Annotated in this window: 11 protein-coding genes; 2 read left to right on the top strand and 9 right to left on the bottom strand. The window is 73.6% G+C overall.

The genetic code is table 11. The annotated features are described in order from the left end of the window. From BU198_RS40975 to BU198_RS40950, 6 genes are all read right to left on the bottom strand, one after another. The coding region (locus BU198_RS40975; RefSeq protein ID WP_223245615.1) for an N-acyl-D-amino-acid deacylase family protein at positions 1-1,657 on the bottom strand (1,657 nt) is incomplete at its 3' end. Then, positions 1,657-2,457 carry an amino acid ABC transporter ATP-binding protein gene (locus BU198_RS40970; protein WP_317620529.1) on the bottom strand — a complete coding sequence of 267 codons (801 nt, stop codon included), beginning with the start codon at positions 2,455-2,457 and terminating at the stop codon, positions 1,657-1,659. The genes BU198_RS40970 and BU198_RS40975, both read right to left, overlap by 1 nt. Before the next feature lie 5 nt (positions 2,458-2,462). Next, a complete protein-coding gene (locus BU198_RS40965) occupies positions 2,463-3,500 on the bottom strand; it encodes an amino acid ABC transporter permease (protein ID WP_223245614.1) in 1,038 nt (345 codons plus the stop codon). A 31-nt stretch (positions 3,501-3,531) separates the two neighbouring features. Next, positions 3,532-4,422 carry an ABC transporter substrate-binding protein gene (locus tag BU198_RS40960; RefSeq protein WP_188301782.1) on the bottom strand — a complete coding sequence of 297 codons (891 nt, stop codon included), beginning with the start codon at positions 4,420-4,422 and terminating at the stop codon, positions 3,532-3,534. A 142-nt stretch (positions 4,423-4,564) separates the two neighbouring features. Beyond that, a complete protein-coding gene (locus BU198_RS40955) occupies positions 4,565-5,404 on the bottom strand; it encodes a hypothetical protein (protein ID WP_188301781.1) in 840 nt (279 codons plus the stop codon). Positions 5,405-5,539: 135 nt separating this feature from the next. Beyond that, positions 5,540-8,332, bottom strand: coding sequence for an SdrD B-like domain-containing protein (locus BU198_RS40950; protein WP_188301780.1), 2,793 nt, complete (start codon positions 8,330-8,332; stop codon positions 5,540-5,542). 381 nt (positions 8,333-8,713) lie between these two features. On the opposite strand from BU198_RS40950, the gene BU198_RS40945 reads away from it, so the two are divergent. Then, a complete protein-coding gene (locus tag BU198_RS40945; protein ID WP_188301779.1) occupies positions 8,714-9,682 on the top strand; it encodes an NAD-dependent epimerase/dehydratase family protein in 969 nt (322 codons plus the stop codon). 169 nt (positions 9,683-9,851) lie between these two features. On the opposite strand, the gene BU198_RS40940 is transcribed toward BU198_RS40945, so the two are convergent. Next, entirely contained in the window at positions 9,852-10,889 is a 1,038-nt protein-coding gene (locus BU198_RS40940) for an aldo/keto reductase (RefSeq protein ID WP_188301784.1), read from the bottom strand. Positions 10,890-11,006: 117 nt separating this feature from the next. Between BU198_RS40940 and BU198_RS40935 the strand changes: the two genes are divergently transcribed. Beyond that, entirely contained in the window at positions 11,007-11,657 is a 651-nt protein-coding gene (locus BU198_RS40935) for a TetR/AcrR family transcriptional regulator (RefSeq protein ID WP_188301778.1), read from the top strand. Between the two features lie 72 nt (positions 11,658-11,729). Here BU198_RS40935 and BU198_RS40930 read toward each other — a convergent pair whose 3' ends face one another. Next, positions 11,730-12,341, bottom strand: a complete 612-nt coding sequence (locus tag BU198_RS40930; RefSeq protein ID WP_188301777.1) for an SUKH-4 family immunity protein — start codon at positions 12,339-12,341, stop codon at positions 11,730-11,732. A 118-nt stretch (positions 12,342-12,459) separates the two neighbouring features. Continuing rightward, a partial coding sequence (locus BU198_RS40925) for a hypothetical protein (RefSeq protein WP_223245613.1) occupies positions 12,460-12,845 on the bottom strand: 386 nt, incomplete at its 5' end.

The raw sequence follows: 12,845 nt of genomic DNA, 5'->3' as shown, positions 1-12,845 counted from the left end.
ATCGGACCCGCACCACCTCTCCGGCCCGGCTCGCGGTCGGCCGGCCGCCGCGCACCGCGACCCGGCCGGCCACCACGACGGTCTCCACGCCCACCGGCGGCAGCAGCGGCTGCTCGAAGGTCGCACCGTCCAGGACGGCCTGCGCGTCCAGCACCACCAGGTCGGCGACGGCGCCGTCGCTGACCACGCCGCGCCCGGCCAGCCCGAACCGCCCGGCGGGCAGGCCGGTCATCTTGTGCACCGCGAGCTCCAGCGGCAGCAGCCCCTGCTCGCGCCCGTAGTGGCCGAGCACCCGGGCGAAGCTGCCCGCCCAGCGCGGGTGCGGACGGCCGGGTTTGGGCACGCCGTCCGAGCCGATCATCGACAGCGGGCTGGCCAGCACCCGGCGGACGTCGTCCTCGCGCATCGAGTGGCTGATGATGGTCACCTCGCCCTGTGCCTCCAGCAGCAGGTCGCAGACGTAGTCCACCGGGTCGGCGCCGCGCTCGGCGGCCAGGTCGGCGATCCGGCGGCCCTCGGCCGCCCGGCGGGCCGGGGCGGCGGCCACCGAGATCAGGTCCCAGCCGCCGTTGCCGACGGTGTTCTCCCAGCCCTCGACGCCGTTCGCGATGTCCGCCCGGACGCGGTCCCGCACCTCCTTGCTGCGCAGCCGCTCCAGCAGCGCGGCCGGGCCGCCCTCGCTGGTCCACGGCGGCAGCATCGCGTGCAGCACGGTGCTGCCGGCGGTGTACGGGTAGACGTCGCAGAGCACGTCCACGCCGTCGGCGCGGGCCTGCTCCAGACGCGGCAGGGTCCGCAGGGTGGCGCCCCAGCCGTGCCGGCCCGCGGTCTTGTGGTGGGAGACCTGGAGCGGGGCGCCGGAGCGCACCGCGATCTCCAGCGCCTCCTCCAGCGCCTTCTCCACCTGGGACATCTCGTCGCGCAGGTGGGTCACGTACGGCTTGCCGTGCCGGGCGGCGACCTTCGCCAGGGCCACGATCTCCTCGGTGTCGGCGTAGACGCCGGGCGGGTAGATCAGCCCGGTGGAGAGCCCGGCCGCGCCCTGGCCGAGCGCCCGGTCGAGCAGCCCGCACATGGCGTCCAGCTCCTCGGGGGTGGGCGGCCGGTCCTCGAAGCCCATCACCCCGGCGCGCAGCGTGCCGTGGCCGACCAGCGAGGCGATGTGGTTGCGCCGCAGTTCGGGCCGCTGGCCGGCGGCGAAGGCGTCGAAGTCCTCGGCGGGCAGCACCGGGCCGAGGCCGAAGGAGACCCGCAGGTGCCCGGCCAGCTCGGGCAGCCGCCCGGGCAGCGCGGGGAACAGGCTGATCCCGCAGTTGCCGCTGATCTCGGTGGTGACGCCCTGGAGCAGCGGGGCCAGCCGCAGCTCGTCCAGGGCGTCGCCGTCGGTGTGGGTGCCGCCGCCGAACGGGGCGGCGAGCGCGTCCGAGTGGGTGTGGACGTCGATGAAGCCGGGGGTGACGACCCGTCCGGTGACGTCCAGGGTCTCGGTCGCGGTCACCGCGCTGCCGGGCGGCAGGACGGTGACCCGGCCGCCCCTGACGGCGAGGTCGGCCGGGCGGGCGGGTGCCCCGGTGCCGTCCACCAGGGTGCCGCCGCGCAGCAGCAGGTCGGCCGGGGTCGTGGTCACGTCCGCTCCCATCAGTCCCATCGTTCCCATCAGAGCACCGTCGAGAGGAAGGCCCGGGTGCGGTCGTGCCGCGGGGCGGTGAACACCTCGGCCGGGCTGCCGGCCTCCACCACCGCGCCCTGGTCCATGAAGACGACCCGGTCGGCGACCTCGCGGGCGAAGCCCATCTCGTGGGTGACCACGATCATCGTCATGCCGCTGCGGGCGAGGTCGCGCATCACGCCGAGCACCTCGCCGACCAGCTCCGGGTCGAGGGCCGAGGTCGGCTCGTCGAAGAGCATCAGGGTCGGTTCCATGGCCAGTGCCCTGGCGATGGCGACCCGTTGCTGCTGGCCGCCGGAGAGCTGGGCCGGGTAGTGGTCGGCGCGGTCGGCCAGGCCGACCCGGTCGAGCAGTTCGCGGGCCTGGCGCTCGGCCTCCGCGCGCGGGCGGCGCTTGACCGCGATCGGGCCCTCCATCACGTTCTGGAGCGCGGTGCGGTGCGGGAAGAGGTGGAAGCGCTGGAAGACCATGCCGATCCGCTCGCGCTGGTGGCGGATGTCGCGCGGCCTGCGCTCGCGGAGTTTGTCGCCGGTGGTGCCGTGCGGCTCGTAGCCGACCGGTTCGCCGTCCACCTCGATCCGCCCGGCGTCGATCTTCTCCAGGTGGTTGAAGCAGCGCAGCAGCGTGGACTTTCCGGAGCCCGAGGGCCCGATCACGCAGAGCACCTCCCCCGACCTGACCTCCAGGTCGATGCCGCGCAGCACCTCCAGGTCCCCGAAGTGCTTGCGCACCTTCCGGGCCGACAGGACCACCTCGGCGGCCGTCCCTCCCGGCGCGTCCAGGTCGATCGTCCTCACTTGCCCTCCCCCTTCTTCGTCACGCGCTTGCGCGCTCCGCCGCGCCCGGGCCGCAGGTTCGCCAGCACCCTGCGGTGCAGCGGCGGCGGGGCACCGGCCGGATTGAACTTCCGCTCCACCGCGTGCTGGGCGACGCTCGCGATGGTGGTGAGCACCAGGTACCAGATGGACGCGACGATCAGCAGCGCGATGACCTCGAAGTTGGCGAGGTAGAGGTGCTGCGAGACGGTCATCAGGTCGGCGCCGGCGATGACCGAGACCAGCGAGGTGGTCTTCAGCATCGAGATGAACTGGTTGCCGAACGGCGGGATGATCACCCGCATCGCCTGCGGCAGCATCACGCGGGTGAGGATCTGCCGGTTGGACATGCCCAGCGAGGCGCCGGCCTCGCGCTGCCCGGGGTCGACGCTCTGGATGCCGGCCCGGACGATCTCCGACATGTAGGCGCCCTCGTTGATCGACAGGCCGAGCAGCGCCGCCACGAAGCCGGTGATCAGGGTGTTGGACTGCCAGCTGACCAGCTTGGGCCCGTCGAACGGGATGCCGATGCTGATCTCGGGGAACAGCAGCGCCAGGTTGAACCAGAAGATCAGCTGGACCAGCAGCGGGGTACCGCGGAAGAACCAGGTGTACGCCCCGGCGGTGGTCCGCAGCACCGGGTTGTCGGACAGCTGCATCACCGCCACGACCACGCCGATGACGATGCCCACCACCTGGGAGATCAGGGTGAGCTGGACCGTCACCCAGAGCCCGTCCAGGATCACGCCGTCGAACTGGTACTTGGCGACGATGTCCCAGTGCAGGTTGGGGTTGACGATGACCGTCCAGGCGAGCCAGACGGCGAAGAAGGCCGCCGCCAGCACGGCGAACCAGCGCGCCGGGCGGGGGCGCCCGGTCACCTCGAAGGCCAGGTCGTCGTCGACGGCTCCCGCGGCGGACGGCGCGTGGCCGGCCGGGACGGTCTGCGGGGCGCCGCCGGGTTGCGGGGCGCCGCCGGGCTTCGGGGGATCGGCGGGCATCGCGGGGTCTCTCATGTCGGTGCTCATCTCGTCGGTGCCGCCGTTCTCACTGCGCCGCGTTGACGGTGGCGCGCTCCACCGCGCTGCCGCCGACCTGGTAGGTGTCCAGGACCTTGCGGTACTCACCGCTCTCGATCAGCTCCTGGAGCGCCTTCTGCACCGCGTCGCGCAGCCCGGAGTCCTTCTTCGCCACCGCGATGCCCCACGGAGCCGTCCCGTACTGGTCCGGCAGCACCTCGTAGGAGCCGCTGTTCTGCACGAACATCTGCGCCACCGGGTAGTCCACGATGGTGGCCACGGCCCGCTCGCTGTCCAGTTGGAGCAGCCCGGTCGGGGCGTCCTCGCTCTGCGAGATCGTCATCTTGGTGGCGCACTTGGCGTTCTGCTGCTCGCCGATCTCCAGGTTGGAGCTGCCCTTGGCGAGGACCACCTTCTTGCCGCAGAGGTCCTCGATGGACTTGATGCCCTCCGGGTTGCCCTTCTTCGTCATGATCACGCCGCCGGTGCGGAAGTAGTCGACGAAGTCGACGGCCTGGCGGCGCTGGGCGCTGTCCGTCATCGAGGACATCACCAGGTCGTAGCGGCCGGCCTGGAGGCCGGGGATCAGGCCGTCGAAGGAGGAGTTGGAGAGTTCGAGCTTCAGGCCGAGCTTCCCGGCGACGGCGGCGGCGAGGTCCGGGTCGACCCCGGTCAGTTCGGTGGTCCCGGGCTTGTACATCTCCATCGGCGGGTAGCCGACGGAGGTGGCCACTCTGAGCACGCCGCTCTGCTTGTTCTTCTCGGGGAGCAGCTCGGTGGCGCTCTTCCCGGAGTTCTGGCCGGCCTGTGCTGCTCCGGCGGCCGGGGAGCCGCCCTGGTCGGAGCGCCCGCAGGCGGTGGCGGCCAGGACGACCAGGGACAGTGCGGCCAGACAGCGCAGGGAACGGGGGCGGTTCATCGGCTACTCCCTCGGGCGGTGACGGTGCGCCGATGCTGGCAGCCGAGTCCCGGTGAACGGAAGATGATGAAGCTATTGCTGCCTCACCAACGATTTTTGTACGGCTGACCGCGCTGTCCTGCGGACTTCCGGCCGCGCCGGGTCAGCCGGTGAGCCGGGGGGCCTCGGGCAGCTTGGCGTCCGCCTGCCGTCCGGTGAGGTCGACGGTGGTCGGGGTGCCCAGCCCCGGCATCCGCATCGTGACCCGGCGCAGTCCGCCGTCGCCGTCGACCCAGTAGGTCAGTGGCGAGCGGGCGCCGTCGGGCGCGGCGCCCTGGGCGCGCGGGCCGGCGATGCGGTCGTGGTCGCGGCCGTCGATCCGGTCCCGGCCCAGCCAGCGGGCCCCGGACTGGGCGAGCAGCAGCGGGTTGTCGGGGCGGTCCGCGCCGAGTTGGACCAGCAGGTTCAGCCCGGCGTCCAGCGGGTCCGCCGTGTAGGTCCGGGGTGACCAGCCCTGGCGCGGGATGTGCTCGGCCAGCTGCCAGGCCGGGGCGTCGGAGCCGGTGCCGGTGCTCGTGCCGGTGCCGGCCGTGGGGGCGCCCGTGGGGCCGGTGCCGGCCGGCTCGGGGGCCAGGCCGAGGCCGCCGGTGTCCCAGACGATCAGCCCGTGGTCCATCGGGCCGCTCGCACCGGTGGTCCGGTAGCGGCCCACGCCCCGGTGGTTGCGGTAGTCGACGATCCCCTCGACACGGATGCTCACGCCCCCGCCCTCGTCGGCCGTGAGCACCACGGACACCGGGCTCGCCTGATAGAGGTTCAGCCGCGACAGGGCGAGCCGGCCCGCCTCGTCGGTGGTCACCGGGCGTTCGGTGGCCTCGTCGGAGACCGCCCGGTAGGCGACCAGGCCGCCCGCCGCGGCGCCGCACACCAGGATCGCGATCAGTGCCGTGAGCCGGCCGGCCCGTCGGGGCGCGCGGCCGTCGGCCTTCGTCTTGCGGGGCATGCGGTCCGCTCCCTTTCCTCGGTCGGTCATGACGGTCGGGCGGGTCCGGGGACCGTTCGGTCCTCGAACCCGCCCGACCTGGCCCGGTGCGGGTCTCCCCGCACCGGGCTCCCCACGCGGGGCTCCCGGAAGAGGCTAGCCGCGCTGGGCGGACCTGCGCCTACGACCCGTCAGCACCATCGCGGCGCCGAGGGCGATCAGCCCCGCCGCACCGGTCAGGAGGATCGGCATCCCGTCGCCCGCACCGGTGTTGGGCAGGTGCCCGGGTGCGGGAGCCTGCGGCGCCGGCGGTGCCGGGGGCACCGGAGCCGCCGTCGTCGGGGCCGGGGCCGGCGTCTCGGTCGGGGTGGGTGTCGGCGTCGGCGTCGGGGTCGGCGTCGGGGTGGGGGTGGGGATCACCGTGTTGACGGCCGTCACCTCCACACCGGCGTCGAGGTTCGCCGAGGTCAGCACCAGCGGGCCGAAGACGGTGACCTTCGGGGCTTCGTAGCCCTCCGGCGGGCTCAGCTCCTGCCAGTAGTACGTTCCGGGCAGCCCGGTGCCCTGGCAGAGGCCGTCGGCCGCGGTGGTGCAGGGCTCGCCGACCTTGGCGTCGGGCTTGTCGCCGGTCGGCTGGAGCCCGTCGGTCCCGTTGGTCTCGTGCCACAGCTGGAACTTGGCGCCGGCCAGCGGCTTGCCGTCCTGGTCGTGCTTGACCAGGCGCAGCGCGCCCTCCTGCTGACGGAAGCCGAAGTCGTAGGTGTGGTCGTTCTCACCGGGGCCTCCGGTGGTCAGCGCCCGCTCCGGGTACTTGCCGTCCTTGGGCACGATGCCCTTGGAGTCGATGAAGTGGTTGTCACCGACGTCGTGGCCGGTCGGCACCCACTGGAAGAGGGGGCCGTCCTTGGCGTAGTCCGCCGGGTCGTCCAGCTTGATCGTGTACTTGGTCCGCGGCTTGAGGCCGCCGTCGACGTTGCTGTCGTCGAAGTAGTACTCGCCGCGCTTGGTCGTCTTGGTGGTGCCGACGAGCTTCCCCGACTCGTCGTACAGGTGGACGGTCGCGCCCGGCACCGGCTTCTGGCCCGGCAGTTGGAGGCCGCTGCGCTCGGGGTCGTACCAGACCCGGTTGCCGATCTGGAGCGGAGCCTGGTCGCAGAGGACCTCCAGGTCGCCCATCGCGGCGCCCTTGCCGAACGCCGGCCACGGTCCGACCGGGTTCAGCCGCACGCCGCCGTCCGGCTTGCCGTCGCGCTTGGCGAAGGCGCTGCCGAAGCCGAGGGCCATGCTGTTGCTGTCGTAGCCCGAGGTCGCGATGGAGTCCTCGACCTTCGAGAACGCCATCCCCGCGTTCGCGGGGTTGTTGTGCCCGATGCGGCCGTTGTCGAAGAACCGCTGGCCCCTGGCCGTGGACCCGCAGCCCAGGTTGGTGTCCAGCACGTACGTGCCGTTCGCCGCGCAGGCCTTGAGGAGGTCACCGCCGGACAGCACGGTGGACCCCACGCCGGCCGTCGGGCCGGCCGCCGACTGGTCGCCGAAGCGGTCGCGGAAGGCGAGCAGCATCGAACCGTCGGTCTCGAAGGCGATCTCGGCCAGCGCCGGCTCGGGGTTGGCCATGTAGTTCGCCCCGCAGGCCTGGCCGTTCTGCGAGGTCGGGTAGGTGTCCTGCCACGGGAACCAGCCGGTGCCGGGGCAGACCCCGCCGACCGTGGTGCCGCGCGGGTAGTCGAGCGGCTGGTCCAGCACGGGCGCCTTGAACGTGGCCGTGGCCAGGTCGAACGGCAGCACCAGGGCGCGCAGGTCCGAGGCCTTGCCGGTGGACTCGCCCGAGCAGACGCCGCCGACGAAGAGGACGCCGTCCTGGAGGCCGAGGCCGTACGGACGCCAGTCCCCGGCCGCCGGGCAGCCCGGGTCGGGGATCGGGTAGGCGGCCTTCGGCTCGGCCGCCGTCGCCGCGGTGGCGTCGTAGCGGTAGAGCTTGCGGTCGTGGAGGTTGACGACGAACAGGTCCTTGCCGTCGTCGGTGACCTTGATCGCACCGAGGCTCTCCTTGCCCACCGCGGGCAGGAAGCCGTCGTCGTTGCCCGGGCCGTGCGGGGTGGTGCCCGCGTCCGGGACGGTGGCGAACAGCGCGGTCTTCTTCTGCGCCACGTCGGTGACGTAGATCGCGCCGGGCCCGCCGGGGCCGTAGCTCGTGCTCCGCTTGGCCTGGGCCGAGGCGAACACCCGCCGGTCGGCCTTGTTCCAGGCGATGCCGTAGAGGTTCCCGGTCTGTTCGCCCGTGGCCAGGTCGGTCACGGTCACGTCGGTGCCCGCCACGCCCCGGGAGTTGTACGGGTAGGACACCAGCGTGTGCCCCGCCCCGCCCTCCCGGGTGGCCGGCTGACAGGTCGTCACCAGCGGCGCGTTCTTCTGGCAGTAGTCACCCGGGCTCCACAGCCCCGTGGTGAGTTCGACCGTCTTGCCGCCGGAGAGGTCGACGAACTCCTCGTTGGAGCTCAGCTGGTTCGGCGCGCCGTCCAGGCCCTGGCGCGAGGCGAAGGCCGGGTAGAGCACGCCCGGCTTCGGATTCACCACCTGCACCCGGTACTTGCCGCCGGTGAGCTTGGCGGCCGGTGCCAGCGTCACCGTTCCGTCGGCCGCCGTGGTGCCCTCGACGGACACCCCGGCTGCGTCGGTGAGCGTCACCTTCACGCCCGCCGTGCCCGATTCGAGTCCGGGCGTCCACACCCCGTCGGTATCCACGGCCCGGATCACCCGGACCTTCACCGTCCCGTCTCCGGCCGCCGGGAAGGCCGAAGGGGCCGCCGCCAACGAGCAGGCGCCGATCGCCACGGCCAGCGCCACCGCGCCGCCCGCGGTGCGACGGCCGGAGGCCCGGCGCTCGGGCCCGCCCGACCGCCGGTCCGGGCCGCGCCCGGTACCGACGGTTCGTTCACTTGTCGTCGTCATCCCTGCTCTCATCGTCCAGTTGGGCCTTCCGGCCGGCCTCGTGAGCGAGTTCCCGAGTGGCGAAAAGCCGTCATTGTTAACGGGAGCTTAAAGGGGATTCACACAAGTTCGCCGGGAAACAAGGAACTTTGACGTTTCCCCAGACGTCACAAGGCCGTCACGGTCCACTGCCCGCCACCGCCGCCGGGTGACTGACCAGCGGCGACCGTCCGGGCACCTGCCGCAACCCCCCACGACCGCCGCCACGTGCGGTCGACCGTCGAACACGGTTCCCTCAGGAACCGTCCACACCGCTCCCCGACTCGCTTACCCCACGCACAACTTGCGCAACAACCGGGCACCGGGTGGCCGCACCGCGGCCCGGACTGGCACGATGTCCGAATGCGTATTCTGGTCATCGGCGGAACCCGCTTCATCGGCCTCCACTTCGCGGAGGCGGCACTGGCCGCCGGACACGAGGTCACGGTGGTGCACCGGGGCCGGTCCGGCGCCGGACTGCTCCCGGACGCCACCCACGTGATCGCCGACCGGGACGCCGGCCTCGCCCCGCTGCGCGGCCGCAGCTGGGACGCCACCGTCGATCTCTGCGCCTACTTCCCGCGCCAGGTCCGCGAGTTGGCCGCCGCCCTCGACCCCGGCGCGGCCGGGCGATACCTGCTGATCTCCTCGCTCTCGGTGTACGACGTCCCGGCCGCGCCCGGCTACGCCGAGGACTCCCCCCTGCTGCCCGCCGACGGCCCGGAGGCCGAAGAGGTCACCGCCGAGACGTACGGCGTCCTCAAGGTCCAGTGCGAGCGCGCCGCCCGGCAGGCCTTCGGCCCGGAGACGCTGCTGGTCCGCCCGACGTACGTGATCGGCCCCCGGGACTACACCCACCGCTTCGACTACTGGGTGCGGCGTCTCGCCCGGGGCGGCGAGGTGCTCGCCCCCGGCCGGCCGGACGCGCCGGTCCAGGTGGTCGACGTCCGCGACCTCGCCGCCTGGATGCTCGCCCTCCTGGAACAGGGCGCCTCCGGCGCCTACCACGCCACCACCGCACCGCCGTTCGGCCTCGGCGACCTGCTCGACGCCGTCGCCTCGGCGGTCGCCCCGCCCGGCACCACCCTCACCTGGGTCTCCGAGGAGTTCCTCCGCGCCGCCGGCGTACCGGACCGCGCGCTCCCGCTCTGGCCCGCCGACCCGCACACCCGCACCACCAGCACCGCCGACCCGGCCGCCGCCCTCGCCACCGGCCTGGCCCTCCGCCCGGTGGCCGAAACCGCCCGCGGGATCGGGCCGTTCGAACCCCAGCCGGAGACACTCACCCCCGACCGGGAGGCCGAGCTGCTCGCCGCCTGGCACCGGCGGTAGCCGCCGCGGCCGCCGGTCAGGCCCCGGCCCGGACATCTCCCGGGCCGGGGCCCACTCCGTGCGCCCGCACGCCCGCACCCTGATGGCACGTCACAACGGCGCCCTCAAGGGGGCGGGCCGCTCTCCGTTTCCGGCAGCCGGCAGCGCCCGAACGTGACCCCGCCGGGCCTCAGCCGGCGAGCGGCGGGTTGAGCCGGGCGAAGGCCTCCTGCCGGCGGTACGGGAAGTACGGGTACGGCGCGGTGCGGGCACTGGCCGCGTCCAGCCGGGCCACCTGCTCCTCGGTCAGGGCCCAGCCGACCGCGCCGAGGTTCTGGCGCAGCTGCTCCTCGTTGCGGGCCCCGATGATGACCGAGGAGACGGTCGGCCGGCGCAGCAGCCAGTTGATCGCCACCTGGGGAACGGTGCGCCCGGTCTCGGCGGCGACCTCGTCCAGCGCGTCGACCACCCGGTGGAGCAGCTCGTCCTCGACCGGCGGGCCGTAGTCCGCGGTGTCGTGCAGCCGGCTGCCGGCCGGGAGCGGCTGCCCGCGGCGGATCCTCCCGGTGAGCCGGCCCCAGCCGAGCGGGCTCCACACGAGCGCGCCGACGCCCTCCTCCCGGGCGAGCGGCATCAGCTCCCACTCGTAGTCGCGGCCGACCAGGGAGTAGTAGACCTGGTGGGCGGCGTAGCGCGGGCGGCCGTGCCGGTCGGCCAGCGCGAGGGACTTCATCAGCTGCCAGCCGGAGAAGTTGGAGACCCCGGTGTAGCGGATCTTGCCGGCCCGGACCAGGTCCTCCAGGGTCGCGAGCACCTCCTCGATCGGGGTGCCGGCGTCGTAGGCGTGCAGCTGGAACAGGTCCAGGTAGTCGGTGCCGAGGCGGCGCAGCGCGTCGTCGACGCTCCGGACCAGCCGGGCGCGGGAGGTGCCGGCGTCCTGGGGGCCCTCGCCAGTGGGCAGGCCGGCCTTCGTGGAGATCAGCACCTGGTCACGGCGGCCGCGGACGGCCTGGCCGAGCACCTCCTCGGAGGCGCCGTCGGAGTAGACGTCGGCGGTGTCGAAGAGGGTGACCCCGGCGTCGATGGCGATGTCGAGGAGTCGGCGGGCCTCCTGGACGTCGGTGGTGCCCCAGGCGCCGAACAGCGGGCCGCGGCCGCCGAAGGTGCCGGTGCCGAGGCTGAGCGCGGGCACCTTGAGCCCGGACGTGCCGAGCCGGCGGTACTCCATGTCGGTGGTGGTGGTCATGACAGTTCTCCCCTCGAAGCCCATAATGGGACTCCCGTTCCGTTAGGATGCCTTGAACCTAACAGACTCCACGCCCCTAATGGAACAGGAATCCCGTTAATGGCCGTCGAGCCCCCCTCGCCCTCGCCTGCACAGCCCGAGCCCTCCACGCCCGGCACCGTCCGCCCCGGTGGCCGGACCGCCCGGGTCCGCGCCGCCGTCCTGCGCGCCGCCGAGGACGCCCTGGTCGAGCACGGCTTCAGCGGCCTCGACCTCGGCGACATCGCCCAGCGGGCCGAGGTCGGCCGCACCACCGTCTACCGCCGCTGGGGCAGCACCACCGCCCTGGTCGCCGACCTGCTCGCGGACATGGCCGAACAGTCGCTGCCGCGCACCGACAGCGGCTCCCTCGCCGGAGACCTGCGGGCCAACGCCCGGCTCGTCCGGCGCACCCTGGCCGATCCCCGGCAGGGCGCGCTGTTCCGCGCCGTCCTCGTGGCGGCGAACTGCGACCCGGACGCGGCCGAGGCACTGCGGCACTTCTACCGGCGCCGGGTCGAGGAGTGGGCGCCGTGCGTCACCGCGGCCGTCGAGCGCGGCGAACTCCCGCCGGACACCGACGCGTTCGAGGTCGTCCGGGCGGTCTCGGCACCGCTCTACTACCGGATGCTCACCACCGCGGAGCCCCTGGACGAGGCCGCCGCCGACCGCGCGGCCCAGGCCGCCGAGGCGGCGGCCAGGGCCGGGGCGTACCGGCGCCGGGGCGACTGACCGTACGGACCGCGGGCACGGCGAACGGCCGCACGGCGCAGGCGCGGTGTGCGGCCGCCGGGCCCGGGGCGGTCAGTCCTCGTCCGGGTCCTCCTGGTACTCCTCGCGCAGGCTCTCCAGCAGGCCCGCCCAGAGGTCCGACTCCTCCGGCCCCTGCCCCAACTCCTCCACCAGCGCGGCGAACTCGTCCAGCGCGGCCCTGGCGTCCCCCTCGCGAATCCGCTCCTCCAGCCCGGCCAGCAGCGCCAGCGCGCCGATCAGCGCGGGCAGTGAGTCGGCCGCCCGGCCGCCGTCGCCGCAGCCGTGGTCCCAGCCGTCCGGGTGGTAGATCCGCACGGCGCCGGTGTCGCCGGCCACCATCAGGTGCAGTTCGTCGAACCTCCCGACGCAGTACCCCCAGTTGCCCGGCGGGGTGTCGTCGTCCGGCGTGCGCTCGCCGAACAGCTCGTCCAGGTCCGCCTCCCACATCCCGCGCCCGGGCAGGTCCGTGGCGTCGAAGCCGACGAAGTCGAGCCCGACGGCCGGCACCCCGACCTCGCCCAGGAACGCCCGGGCGTCCGGCGCCGTCAGCCGAGCGGGCAGGGTCTCGGGGCGCCAGAGCGTGCCCGGGCCGAAGCAGGACTCCAGCCAGGCCGCGGAGGGGTTCCCGGCGGCGGCCGGCAGTCCGGCGTCGAGCGTGGTCATCGGTGCGTCTCCCCCGGTCGGAACGGTGCTCTGCCGCCATCCAAGCGCACCGCACCGACAGCGAGGGCCGCCGGGGAGCACCCCCCCGACGGCCCTCGCCGAACCGCGGCCTGACGGCTTAGAAGAAACCGTCGTCCTCGTAGTGGTTGTTGACGACCACCTGCGGATCGTCGTCGAAGGCCTCGTTCAGCAGCGCGCCGCCGACCAGGCCGGCCGCGCCCGCGCCGATCAGCGCGCCGGTGCCGAAGCGCCGCCCGCCCTGGGCCTGCTGGCCGGGCACCTGCGGCTGGCCCTGCTGGACCTGTTGCGGGTAGCCGCCCTGCTGCACCGGCTGCGGGTAGCCGCCCTGCGCCGGGGTGTAGAACGGCGGGAGGTTGGTCTGCACCCGCTGGGCACAGGCCACGCAGGCCTCGATCTGGCGCGGGACGCCCCACTGCGGCGACCACAGCACCGCCGCACCGGCGGCGCCGTGCGAGGGGTCGAAGAAACACGTCACGGGGGAAC

Source organism: Streptomyces sp. CBMA156 (genome assembly GCF_014596515.1).
In the GTDB taxonomy this organism is placed as follows: Bacteria; Actinomycetota; Actinomycetes; order Streptomycetales; family Streptomycetaceae; genus Kitasatospora.
The sequence above is the reverse complement of the archived record's forward strand: the minus strand, read 5'-3'. Positions and strand labels throughout refer to the sequence as shown.